The 17820-nt window shown below is 45.7% G+C and carries 13 protein-coding genes and 1 pseudogene; 2 read left to right on the top strand and 12 right to left on the bottom strand.

All coding sequences use genetic code 11. From position 1 onward, the window contains the following. Nucleotides 1-71 precede the first annotated feature (71 nt). The 8 genes from AC0YOD_RS14155 to AC0YOD_RS14120 form a co-directional block, all read right to left on the bottom strand. Nucleotides 72-1190 (bottom strand): S1C family serine protease, encoded by a 1119-nt coding sequence (locus AC0YOD_RS14155; protein WP_475799937.1) that lies wholly within the window; start codon nt 1188-1190, stop codon nt 72-74. 12 nt (nt 1191-1202) lie between these two features. After that, on the bottom strand, nt 1203-2459 hold the full coding sequence (locus AC0YOD_RS14150) for an FxLYD domain-containing protein (RefSeq protein WP_475799936.1): 1257 nt from the start codon (nt 2457-2459) through the stop codon (nt 1203-1205). A 164-nt stretch (nt 2460-2623) separates the two neighbouring features. After that, nucleotides 2624-4294 (bottom strand): ribulokinase, encoded by a 1671-nt coding sequence (locus AC0YOD_RS14145; protein WP_475799935.1) that lies wholly within the window; start codon nt 4292-4294, stop codon nt 2624-2626. A gap of 15 nt (nt 4295-4309) precedes the next feature. Next, nucleotides 4310-5005, bottom strand: coding sequence for an L-ribulose-5-phosphate 4-epimerase (gene araD, locus AC0YOD_RS14140; protein WP_475799934.1), 696 nt, complete (start codon nt 5003-5005; stop codon nt 4310-4312). A gap of 170 nt (nt 5006-5175) precedes the next feature. Further along, a complete protein-coding gene (locus tag AC0YOD_RS14135) occupies nt 5176-6285 on the bottom strand; it encodes a substrate-binding domain-containing protein (RefSeq protein ID WP_475799933.1) in 1110 nt (369 codons plus the stop codon). Between the two features lie 156 nt (nt 6286-6441). Then, nucleotides 6442-7320 (bottom strand): UTP--glucose-1-phosphate uridylyltransferase GalU, encoded by an 879-nt coding sequence (gene galU, locus AC0YOD_RS14130; RefSeq protein ID WP_475799932.1) that lies wholly within the window; start codon nt 7318-7320, stop codon nt 6442-6444. Between the two features lie 122 nt (nt 7321-7442). Continuing rightward, nucleotides 7443-8834, bottom strand: coding sequence for a sensor histidine kinase (locus AC0YOD_RS14125; protein WP_475799931.1), 1392 nt, complete (start codon nt 8832-8834; stop codon nt 7443-7445). Further along, the gene (locus AC0YOD_RS14120; RefSeq protein WP_475799930.1) at nt 8831-9505 is read right to left on the bottom strand and encodes a response regulator transcription factor; all 675 of its coding nucleotides are present in this window, start codon (nt 9503-9505) and stop codon (nt 8831-8833) included. The genes AC0YOD_RS14125 and AC0YOD_RS14120 overlap by 4 nt, the downstream gene beginning before the upstream one ends. A 172-nt stretch (nt 9506-9677) precedes the next feature. Between AC0YOD_RS14120 and trxB the strand changes: the two genes are divergently transcribed. Both trxB and AC0YOD_RS14110 read left to right on the top strand, forming a co-directional pair. Beyond that, the gene (trxB, locus tag AC0YOD_RS14115; RefSeq protein ID WP_475800000.1) at nt 9678-10619 is read left to right on the top strand and encodes a thioredoxin-disulfide reductase; all 942 of its coding nucleotides are present in this window, start codon (nt 9678-9680) and stop codon (nt 10617-10619) included. A 281-nt stretch (nt 10620-10900) separates the two neighbouring features. Beyond that, a pseudogene (locus AC0YOD_RS14110) lies at nt 10901-12520 on the top strand (glycoside hydrolase family 13 protein); the annotation flags it as partial. A gap of 1006 nt (nt 12521-13526) precedes the next feature. Here the strand turns inward: AC0YOD_RS14110 and AC0YOD_RS14105 are convergent. The 4 genes from AC0YOD_RS14105 to AC0YOD_RS14090 are packed head-to-tail and all read right to left on the bottom strand — an operon-like array spanning nt 13527 to nt 17712. Continuing rightward, complete coding sequence (locus AC0YOD_RS14105; RefSeq protein ID WP_475799929.1) at nt 13527-14717, bottom strand: GerAB/ArcD/ProY family transporter; 1191 nt, start codon at nt 14715-14717, stop codon at nt 13527-13529. A gap of 20 nt (nt 14718-14737) precedes the next feature. After that, nucleotides 14738-14962, bottom strand: a complete 225-nt coding sequence (locus tag AC0YOD_RS14100; RefSeq protein ID WP_475799928.1) for a hypothetical protein — start codon at nt 14960-14962, stop codon at nt 14738-14740. A 4-nt stretch (nt 14963-14966) separates the two neighbouring features. Beyond that, a complete protein-coding gene (locus tag AC0YOD_RS14095) occupies nt 14967-16166 on the bottom strand; it encodes a Ger(x)C family spore germination protein (RefSeq protein ID WP_475799927.1) in 1200 nt (399 codons plus the stop codon). Nucleotides 16167-16200: 34 nt separating this feature from the next. Further along, entirely contained in the window at nt 16201-17712 is a 1512-nt protein-coding gene (locus AC0YOD_RS14090) for a spore germination protein (RefSeq protein WP_475799999.1), read from the bottom strand. Nucleotides 17713-17820 lie beyond the last annotated feature (108 nt).

Below are 17820 nucleotides of genomic sequence, written 5' to 3'. Positions count from 1 at the left end.
ACCAAATAAAAGCGAGAAGAATTTGTCCCCCCCCGGACGATTTCTTCTCGCTTTTTATTTACATATCTCTGTTACTTAATAGCCTTGCCTTTGCCGCTTAGCAGCTTGAGCTGATCATTCTCATAACCAACCTCATACGTTACTTGATATTTGCTAAGCACGTATTCTCCGTCAACCCGCTCATCCACCGAAATAACCGCAATGACTAACGCATTGCCATTACTGCCATCCTTGACATGCATATTATCAATGACAACGTTGCGGGTAGCTAAATAACCCTCACGGAATTTTTCATAGGTTTTATTTTCCTTCCAGCTTCCGCCTAGCAGCGAATAAGCATACACATAATCAGCGTTATTCAAGCTATCATAGAAGTGCGTGACGAGATAGCCTGCGAATTCTTCGACTGAAGCTTCATTCCCAGGAGCAGTTACATCATCTGTCGCCTCCAAATCCGGCAGCTCCTTCATCGGCTCCTTCGACCACGCCTCCACGATCTCTATTACATTAATGATCGGAATGCTAAAACCTATTGAGCCTTGCTCGTAGCCTGCTGAATTGATCCCGAGCACTTCACCTGTTTTCTGATCTACGAGCGGACCACCGCTATTTCCAGACGTAATAGGTGCAGAGATTTGATATAAATCAGAATAAAAATACGGCTCAATTTCAAAACTTCTGCCCAAACCGCTAATGATGCCTGTCGTAACCGTATTTTGTAAGCCAAGCGGACTTCCGACAGCAAGCACATCATCACCAACTGCCGCCTTCTCTTCACGCACAACTTGTAAAGGGGTTGTACCTGCCAAATCAGGGACACGAACGACAGCTACATCCGTATCCGAGCTAATGCCAATAACCTCACCGGCAAGCTCACGCGCATCCGCTGTTTTTATTTTCACCTTGCGAGAACCAGCAACCACATGTGCATTCGTAATTAAATCCCCATCTAAATTATAAAGAAAACCAGATCCTTGTGTTCCATTCTCCGTCTCAATCATGACGACCAGCTTCTGTGTTTCAAAAATAATATCCTTAAGCGTCTTCGCCTTTTTCGCCTCGGCAACAGCAAGCAGCGGCTTTTCCGTTAGCCTGCTCGGAATTTCGGTATGAACGATATAAATACCGCCCACACCCCCGCATATGATTGCAAGTGAGGCGATGAAGCTAAGCCATGCTCGTTTACTCATCTTCTCGCCCCCTTAATCTAGATACCAAGTCGTAGGATCAACGACTACTGTTGTATTTTCATCCTGAACACCCTTCACTGTCGCTTTGAAGCTCATCTTCTCTCCCGGTTCCACGTACTCCGGAGTGGCAGTCGCTTCGCCGAAGCCCACTTTATTACCTGTTTTATCAAATACCGTATACTGCACTTTTATTGAATAAATAGCTCTAGTAGCCACATTTCGCAGCTCAGCTTCTATATTAAGATCCCCCAGCTCATCAAGCTTCGATTCAATCTTCACAACCTCGACGGCTGCTGTCTGGTTTTTTAAATCCTCAGCCGCTGCCTTTTGCATCGCTTGCTCCAGTCGCTGCTGTTCAGATTTCTCGTATTGTGTCTGAGAACCTTTTATCTTTTTTTCCAGAGCTATCAATCGATCATCGCCATTTGCAAAAGTAAGAGCTTTGTCGATTACTGCTAATGCTTCGGAATAGTTTTTCTTCTTAAGCAGCTCCTCCCCTTCTTTTAAGCAAATGTTAACAATTCGCTCAACAATATCGGCTCTTACCGCTGCTGCTTCTTCGCTATTCAAATGGCTTGCAATGCTTAGCTTTGTCGCAAGCTCATCCACTGTTTCAAGCCCAACCAGCTCATCCGTCAGCTTCATAACACCAAATTTATTATTTATAGCCTTCAAAGACTCTCTAGCCTTCTTATAAATGGGCTCTGTATGACCCTTCAGCTCGTCTTTGATCTGCTCAAGCGCATGCTCCGATTCACTCAAGCTCTGGCTATGCTCTTCAAGTGCTTTGACCGCTTCGTTAAGCAAATTCTCCAGCTCCGCTGCGTGAGCGATTACATCCATGTCCTTCCCAATCGCGACATATGCCGGACGCGCCTCGGCGGCTTCCTTCAGTTTCACGAGCGCCTCGTCATACTTTCCTGCAAGCGCAGCTTCCTTTGCCTCATTTTGCAGTCGAAGCACTCTATCATTTATCCCCATTTCATATCTATAGTAAGTAAATACAGAAGCAGCCATAACGATCGCCAGCACGCTGGGCGTCAACCATGACCAGACTGACCCACGCTTGCCTCGCTTCTTCCGAAGTCTATTAGATGGAAATCCTATTAATTCTGGTTCAGCAGATGCTGCGGCAGACTCCGACAACTCAACAGGTAACATAGCATCTGATGCCGCTATAGCAGGCTCATCAGCAGACAGCTGTCTACCGCATTGGCTGCAATAGATCGCATCATCCGACCGTTTTTTCTCGCAATGATGGCAATACAATTCCGTTCAACTCCCAACTAAAGCTCTCTCTATGTACATATCTATCTATTTACACATCTATCTATTCTATATTAAAAAGTAAATGTTCTCTATTTTTTATTAATGGGAAATGTATACTTCAAAAAAAAGAGCACAGTCTATTCGACTATGCCCCTCATTTTATATTATGACTGCTCTTCTTTGATCGCTTTCAGACGTTTCATAACATCATTAGCGCCGCGTCCGTAGTAGTCATGAAGCAAATTGTATTCTGCATAAAGCTTCTCATACACAGCTACATTTTCAGGAATTGGCTTGAACGTTTCTTCACGTACGCGTGCCATCTTCTGCGCCGCATCTACGATGTTGTCAAAGCCGCCCTTCTCTGCGCCAGCAGCAACCGCGCCAAACATCGCTGCGCCAAGCGCAGGCGTTTGCTTAGAAGCAGCTACTTTGATCTCACGGTTCGTTACGTCCGCATAAATCTGCATAAGAAGTGCATTCTTCTGCGGCAAACCTCCACAAGCATACAATTCATTCACTTCTACGCCGTTATTATGGAATGCATCAACAATTTTCCTTGTACCAAATGCAGTTGACTCTAGCAAAGCGCGATAGATTTCCCACGGCTTAGTAAGCAATGTCAAACCAACAAGCGTACCGGTTAGATCTGTATCCACCAATACCGAGCGGTTACCGTTCCACCAGTCCAAAGCCAGCAGCCCGGATTGACCGACCTTCAACTCATTTGCTTTGCGTGTCAAATAGACGTGCACATTCTCGCCGGCTTCCTCTGCTTCTTTCAGCACGTATGCCGGAACTGCTTCTTCAACATACCATTCGAAGATATCTCCTACTGCAGATTGACCCGCTTCATAACCGTAATATCCAGGGATGATTCCGTCTTCCACGACGCCGCACATGCCTTCCACTTCCTTCTCCTCCGTACCAAGAAGCATGTGGCAAATCGACGTCCCCATTGCCATAACAAGCTTGCCTGGCGTTACAACACCTACACCCGGTACAGCCGCATGTGCATCTACATTGCCGACGGCAATAGCTGTTCCAGCCGTTAGACCGATGCGAGCTGCCATATCAGCTGTCAAATCACCAGCTTTGGAGCCTAGAGGAACAACTTCCCCGCGCAGCTTCGTTTCCGTTAGGTTCTCAAGGTCTGGATGCAGCGCTTTGAAAAACGCCTTGCTCGGGTAGCCATCTTGCTTATGCCACATTCCTTTGTAGCCTGCTGTACAGCTATTGCGAACAATATTGCCAGTCAATTGTCCAATGACCCAGTCCGTTGCTTCTACAAATTTATCAGCCGTATTATAAATTTCAGGTGCTTCATTCAAAATTTGAAAAGCTTTCGCCATCATCCATTCCGATGAAATCTTGCCTCCGTAGCGCGGTACCCATTTCTCGCCGCGTTCCGCCGCCAGCTCATTAATCAGATTTGCCTCATCCTGTGCTGCATGATGCTTCCAAAGCTTCACCCAGCTATTTGGATTGTCTTTGTATGCATCCTGTACGCAAAGCGGTTGTCCAGCTTCATCAATAGGAAGCATGGTGCACGCTGTAAAGTCGATACCTAGACCAATAACATCAGCAGGATTAATGCCTGATTCCTTCATCACTGCAGGAACAGACAGCTCAAGCACCTCAATATAATCAAGCGGATGCTGAAGCGCCCAATCATGCTCCAGCTTAATACCGGAGACCGGAAGCTTCTCATCAATGACATGATGGGTATAAGGGGTAACATGCTCCGCTACCTCTGCACCATTAGATAGATCAACAAGAACGGCACGACCGGATTGTGTGCCATAGTCTACACCTATTGCATACTTTTTGCTCATTTCTCGAAGTCCTCCTTATTTTTGGCCATAATAGGCATTTGCACCATGCTTGCGTAAATAATGGCGGTCAAGTAAATCTTGATCCATCGGCTGAACATTAGGGTTTAATTGGAAGGTGTGCAGTGCCATTTTCGCACATTCCTCAAGAACAACAGCGTTATGCACTGCTGTATGAGGATCTTTGCCCCAGCAAAAAGGAGCGTGGCTGTTCACAAGCACTGACGGCACTTGATTAGGATCAATGCCTTTGGACTTGAATGTTTCTACGATTACATTACCTGTCTCATGCTCGTATGCGCCTTTAATTTCCGCTTCCGTCATTGCACGTGTACATGGCACTTCGCCGTAGAAATAATCGCCATGCGTCGTTCCAAGCGCCGGTATTGCACGACCTGCTTGCGCCCAGCTTGTCGCCCAAGGTGAATGGGTGTGCACGATACCGCCAATTGCAGGAAAAGCTTTATACAATAAGACATGGGTTGCTGTGTCCGATGATGGACGCAGATTGCCTTCAACGACATTGCCCTCTAGATCAACAACGACCATCTGATCCGCCCGGAGCTCCTCGTAAGGTACACCGCTCGGCTTAATAACCGCAAGTCCTGACTCTCTATCCATACCGCTTACATTTCCCCAAGTAAATGTGACAAGTCCGTATTTTGGAAGATCCATATTGGCTTCCCAAACCGCCTGCTTCAACGATTCCAACATGTAATCGTTCGCTCCCCTCAAGTTGCTTCCATTTCATGTCCGCTCCCAGAATCACTTATACGGACATCATTAAATATTTTACTTAGTTTTATTATAAGTTGTACGTACAAGTGTGTCACGTATTTTTTGTAAATAATTCTTTAAAAATAAATGCAAGCTTTAAGCTCGCGCTATATTCTAGGAGACTGTGTAGATTCCCTTATGACAAGCTCAGGATCATAAACCTTGTCCTGAGTCAATCGACGCTGCTGCTTCTCCACCATGCTGAGCAGCAGAGCTACAGCATCCTCGCCCATTTCTGTTTTGGGATGAGCAACGGTCGTCAGCTTCACTTCCGTCGCGGTTGCCAGGTTAGAGTCATCGAATCCAATAATCGATAGATCCTCCGGTACAGCGAGTCCAATCTGCCGCACGATATCCAGCATCCTCACTGCAAGCTCGTCATTGTAGCAAATGATAGCTGTCGGCCGTTGACCATGCTCGCGCAGCAGCATATCCGATAAGGCTTGTGCAGGCTTGGCCCCTTTCTCTTCAGAAGAGTAGCGCAGAAGATAATCTGGGGGAACGGTCAAGCCGTGCTCACGGTGAGCTCTTAGAAAGCCCCGCATCCGATGCACGCCTTGAAAATCATCGGTTTTGAAAAAACCGGCAATACGACTATGGCCTAACTTAATGAGATGCTCCGCAGCTCGAAATCCGCCCAGTTCATCGTCTACGCGAAGACAAGGCGCATCGACATCACTATATCTTTCATTCAACATAATATAAGGAATTTTCAGCGCTTCAAGCGCCAAAAAGTAATTGAAATTCGGGTTTCCTTCCGCGCTCTTAGTAGGCTCGATAATGAGACCTGTAAGCGGCTCGCGCAGCATAGATTCCAAGCTGTCCTTTTCCTTGTCCTTCTCATTGTCCGTGCTCGCAAGCAGAAGTCTTGCCCCTACAGCCCGCAGGCTGGATTCAACCCCTCTAACAATCGTCGGGAAAATATAATCTGAAATATGTGTCGTGATCATTCCGATAGTCATCCCCTGCGAGGTGTTGCGCCGCTCGGCGACAGACTGATCCGATACAAAGGTTCCTTTGCCCTGTGCGCGATAGAGCCAGCCTTCCTGCTCCAAATCACCCAGCGCCTGCCGCACCGTTTGACGGCTCATTTCAAATTGCTTTCCGATCTCATTTTCTGATGGCAGCTTATCATGCGGCTTGAATTGCGCAGTGACAATCCAAGACAAAATTTGTTGCTTTAACTGCATATATTTGGGCGTTTGTTGTTCCTTCACACCGCACCTCAATCCGTTAGTTGTATGCCTAGTAGTATAGCATAATCAAAACTTGTACGTACATGATCGATTAACTTCTTCAAGCCACTCACACTTATCTACCGCTTATAAAAAGAAAGAACCGCCCGAAGGCGGCTCTCTTCCACAATATTTAATTTATAAGTGCGTTTCCTTCAATCTCTCTATCAGGTAACGTCTCACATCATCACCAAGATCAGCCCGCTCAAGAGCAAAATCGATGGTCGCCTGCACGAAGCCCAGCTTGTCACCAACATCATGGCGTCGGCCATCAAAGCGGAATGCCGATAAGGATGCGATACGATTCAATTCCTGCAAGCTGTCCGTTAGTTGGATCTCTCCACCCTTGCCAGGTACTGCCCGCTCCAGTAAATCGAAAATAGCAGGACTCAGCACGTAGCGGCCAACAACCGCAAAATTAGAAGGTGCTTGTCCAGGCGCCGGCTTCTCAATAATGTCCTTCACCCGGGATACCTGCTGTCCAGCTTCAATGTCAACAATACCGTATTTGTGGGTTTGATCCCACGGTACCTCCATAACCGCTACAACAGAAGTATCCTGCTGCTCATATACATCCATCATTTGGCGCAGGCATGGCGGATTAGATTTCAAAATATCATCACCAAGCAGCACCGCGAAAGGTTCATCCGCTATAAAGCGCTTAGCACATAATACGGCGTGGCCAAGGCCTAGCGGCTCTCTTTGACGCACATAATAAATATCGGCAAGCTGTGATATTTTACGAACCATCTCCAGCATTTCTTCATTATGCCGTGCTTCAAGCTCCATCTCCAGCTCAGCAGACTTGTCAAAATGGTCTTCGATGGCTCGCTTATTTCTGCCGGTTACTATAATGATACTTTCAATACCGGATTGCACCGCTTCTTCTACTATATATTGAATGGCTGGTTTATCTATAATCGGAAGCATTTCCTTCGGCTGCGCTTTTGTAGCCGGCAGGAACCGCGTTCCTAATCCCCCAGCAGGAATAATTGCTTTTCTTATTCGCTTCTCCATTATATGACTCCCCCCATTTTGCACATTATGCTTTCCTTCCATCATAACCTCTCCACCCTGAATTATCCAATGAAGTAATGAAGAAATTGGGGTTGCTACGCTCATATATGGAGATTTAACACTTATAAAGACATCTTTTGAAGCGGCAGCCGGATGGTAAAGCATGCCCCTGCTTGCTCCTCATTACTTGGATCTAGTGAAATAGTACCTCCATGAATGTTAACGATTTTTTGAGCAATAGATAGACCTAGTCCGCTTCCGCCTTGGCTTCTGTCCCTTGACATATCTCCTTTATAAAATCGTTCAAACACGCGCTCACGCTCCTCAGGGCTAATCCCAATCCCCGTATCGGATAAGCGAACGACTGCAAAACCGTCCTGCTCCGTCAAGGAGAAGGAAATCTTACCGTTCTCAGGCGTAAACTTCATGCTATTGGCAAGCAGATTAATCCACACCTGACCGAGCTGATCCTGGTCCGCTAAAATAATGGTTTCCTCCATTAAAAGCTCAACCGTCTGACTTTTGGCTAACCAATGCGGCTCGCACGCAATAACGACATCTCGCAATTGGCTATCTAATCGATAGGCCTTAGGATGAAAAGGATGCTGCTGCGAATCCAGTGATGCCAAATTAAGCAGGTTTTCACTCAAGCGCGATAATCTTGTGCTTTCTTGTTTTATGATGTTGATATAATGCTCCCGTTCTACATCCGTAACCTCTTCGCTTCTCAGTGCTTCTGCAAATCCACCTATCGAGGTAAGCGGCGATTGAATCTCATGCGACACATTAGAAACAAAATCTTGACGCATGGCTTCAATCTGTGACAAGCTAATCGCCATCTGATTCATGCTTGCTGCAAGCTCATCCAGCTCCCCGCCTCGTTTTACCGGCAAGCGGACGTTGAAATCGCCCTCTGCTATTTGCTTCGCCGCATTCGTCATACGTTTAAGCGGTCTCACTAAATAACGAGCAGCTATTAGTATAAGAAGAGATCCAACCACTAGCAGCGTAAAGAGCAGGGTAACAGCTGTCCAAATGAAGTTGCTGTTTTGCGGAAAATCATTCGACTTCACGAACAAAGCCCATCTCTCATTGCCGAACTGAACCATTTTGCCAATGGCTGGAGGTGATGGCGGACCTTCTCCGTCTCTCTCAAATCGATCAAGCCTTACCGTTTCGCCATTAAACACTCTGGATAAGAGCATATAATTGAGCTGATCTACCATAGCTTCGCTTTTCTCCCCCACAGTAACTAGACGATTCGAGCTGCTTACAGCAACTATGGACAGCCCTTGCAGCTTCGACATTTCCTCTAAAAACTTCTGCATGGAGGCAGGTTTGGATACCGCATACAGCTGCTCAATCCGATCGATTGAATTGCCCATTTGATCAGACAACTGTCCCCTAGCACCCTGTTTAAACAATTGATTTGTGAAAAGAAAGGCAACGGCAATGCTCACAAGAACAATAATGAGAAAGGTTGCTGTTATACGAACGTATAGACTGCGGATCATGCCCACTCCTCCAATCGATAGCCAAGTCCACGAATGGTTACAATACGGAAGCGATATGGTTCCTCAGGAAAGCGATCCCGCAATCTTTTGATATGTACATCAACGGTTCGTTCATCGCCCTCATAGTCGATTCCCCACAGCTGTTCAATCAGCTGATCCCGCGAGAAGGTTTTCCCTGGATAGCTGCCCAGCTTAAAAAGCAGCTCAAACTCCTTAGGCGGCAACGTAACCGTATCTCCTCTGGCAGACATATGAAAGTCCGTTTGATTCATGACTAGTTCTCCGAATTCAACCGTTTGGGAAGCGGCAATCCGGTATCTTTTGAGCAATGCCTTCACCCTAACAATCAGCTCAGGCGGATCAAACGGCTTGACCACATAATCATCTGCTCCCAGCTCAAAGCCCTTCACCTTCTGCGAAGTCTCCCCTTTTGCCGTCAGCATCAGCAAAGGAATATCATAGCTTGCGCGAATAGCCGAGCATAATGCCCATCCATCCATTCGGGGCATCATTACATCAATAATCGCAAGGTCAGGACGAACACTCTCCAGTTTCTCTAATGCATCTATACCATCTGCAACGCCAATAACCTGATAACCCTCGCGCTTCAAAAAAAGACTGACCAGCTCGCGAATGTTGGAATCATCGTCTGCTACTAAAATTTTTGGCATATCCTGTTCCTCCAGTTGTGCTTTAAAAAAGTTATGATGAAATGATTTCTTCAATCATACAGCACCAACATGAACATCACATGAACAATATTGACATTAGATCCAGTTTGTAATAATTTTAAACTAGTATTCATTACACTCATTTAACAATCGAATGGAGGATATATATATGATCTACAAAACGATTATTATCGGAACTGGTCCCGCTGGTCTAACATCAGCTATTTATCTCGCTCGCGCTAACATGGAGCCGCTCGTTATTGAAGGCTGGCAGCCGGGTGGTCAGCTTACTACGACAACTGAGGTTGAGAACTTCCCGGGTTTCCCTGAGGGAATTTTGGGCAGTGAATTGATGTCTAACATGCGTAAACAAGCTCAACGCTTTGGTGCGAAATTCAAGACTGGTTCTGTAAAAAGCGTCGACTTCAGCAAACGTCCTTACACGCTTGATGTTGAAGGTATCGGCGAGCTTCAAGCCGAGTCAATCATTATCTCAACTGGCGCATCGGCGAAATATTTGGGTATTCCCGGCGAGCAAGAAAATATCGGACGCGGCGTAAGCACTTGCGCTACTTGCGATGGTTTCTTCTTCCGCGGCAAAAAAATTATCGTTGTCGGCGGCGGCGATTCCGCTATGGAAGAAGCCGTGTTCCTTACACGCTTTGCTTCTGAGGTTCGTCTCGTTCACCGTCGTGATGATCTGCGCGCTTCAAAAATCATGCAGGACCGTGCTCGCGCCAACGAAAAAATTACGTGGAGCCTTAACCGTACACCACTTGAGGTAACTGCGACAGGCATGGGCTTGCAAGGGTTGAAAGTACGCAATAATGAAACAGGTGAAGAAGAGCTGCTGGAAACAGATGGTGTCTTCATTACTATCGGCCATACACCTAATACTGCTTTCCTCGGCGGTCAAATCGACACGGATGAGCAAGGCTACATTATTGTGAAACCAGGAACTTCGGAGACGAACATCCCAGGCGTATACGCATGCGGCGACGTTCAGGACCGCAACTACCGTCAGGCGATTACAGCTGCAGGCAGCGGATGTATGGCTGCTCTTGATTGTGAGCGTTACTTGGAATCACAAGTGCATGAAACGGTTAAAGCTTAATTTTTTTCTAAAAAGCTCTAGTACAATTCATGCAAATTAGTTATAATTATTTTGTTGAGAGATACAATATAAAGGCAATGTTACCAAAACCATATGTTCATAATGGACCTCGTTTTCGAGACCTGAACATTTTTGGGAAAAAGGTACAACCTCGGCTTTCGAGAGCAGAGGTTGTGCCTTTTTTCGCGTTTCAAGCGAAATCTCCTCTCTCTAGAATTCCGGCATCTTCCATCAACAGTAAAAGATTAGTATCATACCAATCTCTGAGGAGCGATGAAAGCATGTTATTAGAAGCCATTTATCACAGACCAAAGCAAAACTGGGCTTATGCCTACGATGGTAAGACGCTTCACCTTCGATTACGCACCAAAAAAGACGATATCTCTGCAGTATCCGCAATTGTCGGTGATAAGTACGCATGGGAACAAACGATAACAACAGTTGCGATGCGTATTTTATCTTCTGATGCCTTATTCGACTATTGGGAAATCGCCGTTATTCCTCCTTTCCGCCGTCTCCGCTATGCGTTTCAACTAACTAGCGGCGCAGAAACGATATGGCTGACAGACAAAGGCTTTGAGCTAAAGCTTCCCGAAAATTCCAATACAATGTTTGATTTCCCTTATATTAATCCAATCGACGTATTTACGCCCCCAGCATGGGTTAAGGACGCGGTATTCTATCAAATATTCCCTGAACGTTTTGCGAATGGCGATCCATCTCTTGATCCAGAAAATGTTGAGCCTTGGGGCGGTGTGCCAACACCTAAAAACTTTTTTGGCGGAGATCTTCAAGGTGTTATCAATCATTTGGATCACATCGCTGAGCTCGGCATCAACGCCGTCTATTTCACACCTCTGTTTGAGGCTACAACCAATCATAAATATGATACCGAGGACTATATGAAGGTGGATGTTCATTTTGGTACGAACGAGAAGCTGAAGGAACTGGTTGAAGCTTGCCACGCTCGCGGCATTCGCGTGCTGCTGGACGCCGTATTCAATCATTCCGGCAAAACATTCCCGCCATTCGTAGATGCTCAGAAAAATGGCCAAAGCTCCAAATATGCGGATTGGTTTCATGTTCGGGAATGGCCTTTGCAGGTCATTGACGGCATTCCTACTTATGAGACATTTGCGTTCGAGCCTCTTATGCCCAAGCTGAACACCGAGCATCCAGAAGTGAAGCAATATTTATTCGATGTAGCGCGGTACTGGATTGAGGAGATTGGCATTGATGGCTGGAGGCTGGATGTTGCAAATGAGGTAGATCATCAGTTTTGGCGCGAGTTCCGCCAAACCGTGAAATCCGTAAGCGCAGAAGCTTATATTTTGGGGGAAATTTGGCATGACTCCATCATGTGGCTGCAGGGTGACCAATTCGATGCCGTCATGAACTATCCGTTCACGAACGCCGTGCTGGACTTCTTCGCCTACCAAACGATTGATGCAAAGACATTCGCGAATGCAATCGGTGCCCAGATCGCTGCTTTCCCGCAGCAGGTTACAGAGAGTGCCTTTAATTTGCTCGACAGCCATGATACGCCTAGACTGCTCACGATCTGTGACGATAATACCGAAGCAATGAAGCTTTCTGCTTTGTTCCAGCTGACCTATCCGGGGACGCCTTGTATTTATTATGGCGACGAGGTAGGCATTAACGGCGGGGGAGATCCTGAATGCCGCAAATGCATGGTCTGGGACCCAGCCGAGCAAAACTTAGAGCTGCTTCACTTCTATAAGGAAGCTATCAGTCTTCGCCACACTCATACCTCTCTTCGCAGCGCCGATATTCGCTTCGTTGCCGCCGACAATGTAGGTGGCACGCTCGTCTACGAACGCCGTGACGGTGATGAGCGCTTACTGATCGCAATGAATGCGCGAGGAGAAGCAGCAGATTTAACCTTTAAGATTGAGGCTACGCCGACGGACAATGGTATTTCAGAACCGCAAACTGTAGTTTTTCAAAGATACGCTAACGCTTTGAAAGAAACCGCTGTTATCGCTTCCAGTACCTTTGATTCTGCAAGTGCGAGTGCAAGTGCAAGTGCAAGTGCAAGTGCAAATGAAATTATAAATACAAATGCAAGTGCAAATTCAAATTCAAATGCAAATACAAATTCAAATTCAAATTCAAATGCAATTACCATGACTTCAAGTACCGCAACAACTAACACACTTGTCTCTTCAGGAGTCGAGATATCTCGCTGGTCTACGCTCCTCTCGAGCGACAGCAAGACAGGTCTAGATTCCGATCTCGATGCGGTTAAATCCAGTGATGGTTTACTAAGCAATGCTGAAGGTGAACTGCAGCTTACTCTACCCGCTTATGGTTTCATCGTGTTGAAACAAACTAAGGTGTAATGTAATGCCTTAAGATGATTAGCTTTTTCACTTCAAACTAACTCAAATCCCCAGGCCGGAATAGAGCTAGAAACTAGCTCTATTCTGGCTTCTTATGCCTCCAAATGACCTTTGGGGCGGCATATCCGATCAAATAGAGCTAAATTTTAGCTCTATTCTCAATAAACTAACCATATTCGCCTCATTAGAGCTAGAAACTAGCTCTATTCTGGCTCCTTTCACCGCCAAATGACCTCTCGGCGCCATATCTGATCAAATAGAGCTAGAATTTAGCTCTATTCTCAATAAACTAACCATATTCGCCTCATTAGAGCTAGAAACTAGCTCTATTCCGGCTCCTTACACCGCCAAATGACCTCTCGGCGGCATATCCGATCAAATAGAGCTAGAATTCAGCTCTATTCTCAATAAACTAACCATATTCGCCTCATTAGAGCTAGAAACTAGCTCTATTCACAAATCCTACCGCCGCTGCTGGCGCTATTACGTGAAAAGTTAAAACTCCACAATACTAGTACAATAATCAGCAATTAGAAATTGGAAATCATGAATTTGTTACCCTTCCGCCTGCTCCTGTTTCTGCTTCTGACCTTGCCCCTTCAGCCTGCTCCTGCTCCTGTGTCTGCTTCTGGCCTTGTCCCTTCTGCTTGCCAAACCGCTGCTTTATCCAATGAACACCATAGATGATGATCATTAACACCAATAGCTCTGTCACTTCCCACAACGCCCATCCTGGAGCGAGGCTCGAGAAAAACACGACATCTGATGAAATAAAGTAGGAAAATCCGTACAGAAGCAGCAATATGGGAAAGGTCAGCACACGATGATCTTTGAGCCCAAACAGAATTTTCAAGCCATGACATAAGGCATAGATGGTGATTACGCATTTGAAGTAGGTTGATAATAAGTAGCTAATAACCAATATAGCCTCCAACCGCTGAAGAAAGTTGCCTATATTTATTTTTTTCGCCATAGCGTAAGTGGAGTATATTTGATGCTCCGTCATATAAGAACCCAGCACTAGTATGGATAATACAATTAAAATCATACTCATGATTCCACCAATAATGACAGCGCTCAGAAAGCTTCTATACATAGCTTTATCCTTCTCTATTAATGGAAACAGCATCAAAAATACCGTTAACTGACAGAATGGAAAAGCGATCTCGTAAAAAGCGCCCCTGGCAATATCCGCTGCGCTGTGACTGAATACAGGAAGTATTCTCGCAGGGTCCACTTCTGAAAAAAGCAGAACAACCAATAGAACAAACAATAAAATAAAGATGGCGAAAAAAACCTGCCCCGTTCGCGCTATGACTGGGAAGCCTGTTCTAACGGCAATGAGCGTAATCAGTCCGAACAAAAGCAGAACAATCAGCATTGGTGTTTCCGGCATCATTTGTGTCGTCATGAAATCACTAACTATCCGGACTTGTGCGCCCCCTTTCGCGAAAATATGAATGAGAAACAACAAGGAAAAAATACCGCCTACGAACCGACCGAGTACTTGGCGGTGTATATCGACAATGGTTTTTCCGGGAAATTGCTTGCCAAACCAGTAGATGAGCGAGGCAACTCCAACACCTATGCAAAGTCCTATTATCACTGAGATCCATGCGTCCTGCTCTGCCATACTCGTTGTAAGAGAAGGCAGATACCACATAATATCGCCGACGATGAAAAAAATAAGAAGCACCTTCATTTGCTTGACGGTGATGTTTTGCCCAACATTCATACTGATTCCTCGCTCCCCCGCTATAGTCCCAAGGCTTTTATGATAGGACCGTAAATAATTTGCAATACAACCATCGGACTCTGAATCTTAGCTTCATTCATGGCGAAGAAGCTAAGAACAGCTCCTCCTAGAAAGATGACGGAATAAAAACCAACATCCTTCACACAGCCCTCCTTTATGAGCGGTACGATATCACGTGCGATCGCGTAAACCAAGCAGAGAAAAAGCACAAAAACAGCGGTCATGAAATCACTCCTTTATATAATTTTGAAAGGAATCATTTGTCGTTCCAATTTTATGAATTTGAACTTCTACATCGTATTTAACTTTGAGCCCCTTAAACGTTTCACTCCAATTCCCCTTCATTTTGTTCCAATCGCGAGGATGTGATTGATAAAGAGCTTGTCCGAAACCAAAAATATCAAAGCCATATTTTTTCTGAACGTGTACGACAACGTCATTCATTAAAGTGATCATATTCTTCTCTGCTTCATTCTCTAGAAGTCTAATCGTCTCGGGCTTCTTCAGATCAATTCTGCACTCCACATCTGCCACCGAACTCACGTTTTTCATTTTAACGCTAATGACCGGCTCCCCATTCACCATATCCGCCTTCACCTTCGTATTATTTAGTGAGGTTTCCAGCACAATGTAGCCGCCTTCTGGGCATGCCAGATGTCCTGCAGAGCTTTGTACATTATTCATCAAATAGTTAAAACCCTTGCTTTGATCCTCGTTAAGCCATCCCTTCAGCTTGTCCTTCCGGAATACGGCCAGCCCGCGAAACTTGGATTGAGCACCGGGATCTATGACCTGTATATTTTCCAGTTCCCCCCCTTTTTTGCGAGCGCCAGCTACCTCTACACCAGTTAATACAGGATTAAGTCCCTCCGTAACCAATTCTTCAACAAGCTTTTCTATGGATACTGTAGTCGTAGGCGCCCATGTTTTTGCAGAAGCATCCAGTGTAGAAAAAAGGTTTTCTGCAGGAATTTTCTCCAATGAGGTTAACATCTTAAGCACATCGAGCCCCGAGCTCCCCCGAGCTACCATGAGATAGAAATCTGTTCTAGTCTCTGGATTTCTCCAGAACATGTCCAGTACATCTGCTATACCTTCTCTGGCCAGCGATTCACCTAGAACGACAATTCGGATATGAGCAGAATAAATTTTCCGCGGGCTCGTTTCCGTTAGCTTTCGAAACGCTTCGAATATGGTAGGTGCCGTTGCTTCATAAAGTGTAACAGGGGAAATACCGCTGCTGCTCGTTCTTATAGATACCTCCCCCGGTAAGACCACCTGAACCGCTACACGATATTGCCCTTCGATCTTATCAATGGATGTTCCCATTTGGATGCCTAGCTGATCAAGCTCTCTTCTATCCCAGCAGCCAGTAAGAAGGGATATCGAGCAAGCTATTGCCATGCATAGCGCAATGGCTCTTCTCATATCAGTCACTCCCCATCCCTAGCATTCATTCATTTTATTTATTCGTTTTCTTCATTGGCTTTTGACGAATTGGATTGCGATTTCCCGTAACGGACGGTCTTCTTATCATCCGAGTCCATGGCAAACGAACAAGGGTATCCTTCTGATCACTCCAGACAAATGGGGAGAATGACTGCATGTAAGGAACACCAAAGGAATACAGCGTGTTCAAGTGAATAACAAGCAAGACCACACCAATAAATAGACCTAGCAAACCAAAGGATGCACCCAAGCCCATAAGCCCAAAGCGAATCATGCGCACAGATATTGATAAATTGACCGCGGGAATGACAAAGCTGGAAATAGCCGTAATGGAGACGATAATAACCATCCCCGCAGATACGATCCCAGCTTCAACAGCTGCCTGCCCAATGACGAGCGTACCTACTATTGATACAGCTTGCCCTACCGTTTTGGGCATTCGCACGCCAGCTTCCCGCAATATTTCAAACGTTACCTCCATCAGCATCGCCTCAACAAAGGCTGGGAATGGTACGCCCTCACGCTGTGCAGCTAGATTAATAAGCAGTGCGGTAGGAAGCATCTCTTGATGAAAGGTCGTAATCGCAATATAGACAGCAGGTGCAAGCATCGTGATTAGAAAGGCTACATACCTTAGAAATCGCAGCAGTGTGCTTACATCAGCGCGTTGATAGTAGTCTTCAGACGATTGAAAAAACTGTACGAATAATGCCGGAACAAGCAGTACGAACGGTGTGCCATCCACCAAAATCGCAATCTTACCTTCCAGCAGGCCTGCAGCAATCGCATCGGGTCGTTCCGTGTTATAAACCGTGGGAAAAGGTGAATATCCCTTCTCTTGTATAAACTCCTCGATATAACCGCTCTCCAGAATACCGTCAATATCAATTTCGCCCAGTCTGCGGAAAACCTCATCGACCAATCTCTTCTCCGCAATCTCATTCAAATACATGACTGCAACATTCGTTTGCGTTACCGTGCCGATCGTTTTCTCAACCATCCATAGCTGCGGATCTTTGATTTTTCGTCTTATCAACGCTGTATTTGTTCGAATATTTTCTGTAAAAGCTTCCATCGGGCCTCGTACAACACCTTGCGAGGTCGGCTCACTCACGCTGCGATCCTTCCAGCCTCCCGCGCCGATCGTTAGACATTTGGAGCAATCCTCAAGCATGAGAATGGCAGCACCCGACAACAAGCTTGCGAACAAAACATTAAATTGCTCAACTACACTGATATCACCAGCTGCGAGTACAGTATCTTTCAAATAATGAAGGGTATCGATACCAGATTGCTGAAAGAATCGTGTGTGTTTTTGCTGATCGGATACAAGAAAATCAAGAATTAACTGATGAATAACAGTGGAGTCTGTTAAGCCGTCTATATATAGGAGTACACCGTGCCAGCCTTGGCTGCCCGTCATGCTTTTAATGACAAGATCATTACTATCGCCTAGCTTCTGCTTTATATAGTTCACATTTTTATTTAGCTGCTTATATAGTTGCTGCGCCTCGGAATTTGCCATGACTGACCACCTTGTGCTGACATAATTATGTATTTTGTCCAAATTGCCGGCTTGTATGCTCATAATATTTCCAGTCCTCCTGAACAATAAAAAAAGGGAATCATCCTA

The organism is Paenibacillus sp. J31P13 (assembly GCF_056269295.1).
This window is presented reverse-complemented; position numbering and strand designations above follow the sequence as displayed.

Bases quoted from the DNA above. Each gene is read 5' to 3' on its own strand.
- araD (WP_475799934.1), bottom strand. From the start codon at position 5,005: ATGTTGGAATCGTTGAAGCAGGCGGTTTGGGAAGCCAATATGGATCTT.
- galU (WP_475799932.1), bottom strand. From the start codon at position 7,320: ATGGAGAAGCGAATAAGAAAAGCAATTATTCCTGCTGGGGGATTAGGA.
- AC0YOD_RS14145 (WP_475799935.1), bottom strand. From the start codon at position 4,294: ATGAGCAAAAAGTATGCAATAGGTGTAGACTATGGCACACAATCCGGT.
- AC0YOD_RS14100 (WP_475799928.1), bottom strand. From the start codon at position 14,962: ATGACCGCTGTTTTTGTGCTTTTTCTCTGCTTGGTTTACGCGATCGCA.
- AC0YOD_RS14120 (WP_475799930.1), bottom strand. From the start codon at position 9,505: ATGCCAAAAATTTTAGTAGCAGACGATGATTCCAACATTCGCGAGCTG.
- AC0YOD_RS14095 (WP_475799927.1), bottom strand. From the start codon at position 16,166: ATGAGAAGAGCCATTGCGCTATGCATGGCAATAGCTTGCTCGATATCC.
- AC0YOD_RS14155 (WP_475799937.1), bottom strand. From the start codon at position 1,190: ATGAGTAAACGAGCATGGCTTAGCTTCATCGCCTCACTTGCAATCATA.
- AC0YOD_RS14105 (WP_475799929.1), bottom strand. From the start codon at position 14,717: ATGAATGTTGGGCAAAACATCACCGTCAAGCAAATGAAGGTGCTTCTT.
- AC0YOD_RS14090 (WP_475799999.1), bottom strand. From the start codon at position 17,712: ATGGCAAATTCCGAGGCGCAGCAACTATATAAGCAGCTAAATAAAAAT.
- AC0YOD_RS14125 (WP_475799931.1), bottom strand. From the start codon at position 8,834: ATGATCCGCAGTCTATACGTTCGTATAACAGCAACCTTTCTCATTATT.